A 292-nucleotide genomic window follows, 5' to 3' on the forward strand; every position below is an offset into this window, starting at 1 on the left:
CCAAGGGGGCAAGCAGGACGAGAAGAGGCGCTAGGGGCATCAGGATCTGGGTGGGTGGCGCAGCCAGGCCCGGACTCGGAACGGGCATCAGGACCTGACCCGGGGCCGGGTTCAGGAGCTGGCCCGGGGGATCCAGGCGGTGAGGCAAGTGGCGGTGAGCCGGGCGGCGGTGAGCCGGGGTGGGGATCTGTGTGGGGTGAGGTGCCCGGGCAGGAGCGGCGGGCTCGGGTGGTTGGCGGGGTGCGGATTCCGTGGCCGGGCTCGGCGGAGATGTTGGAGGGTTTGGATCCGA

General features: G+C 71.9%; 1 protein-coding gene. It reads left to right on the forward strand.

The features are described 5' to 3' along the window. Nucleotides 1–54 precede the first annotated feature (54 nt). A partial coding sequence (locus tag JMA46_RS16880) for a hypothetical protein (protein ID WP_207346500.1) occupies nt 55–292 on the forward strand: 238 nt, incomplete at its 3' end.

This window comes from Arthrobacter sp. E3 (genome assembly GCF_017353415.1).
Lineage (GTDB): Bacteria > Actinomycetota > Actinomycetes > Actinomycetales > Micrococcaceae > Specibacter.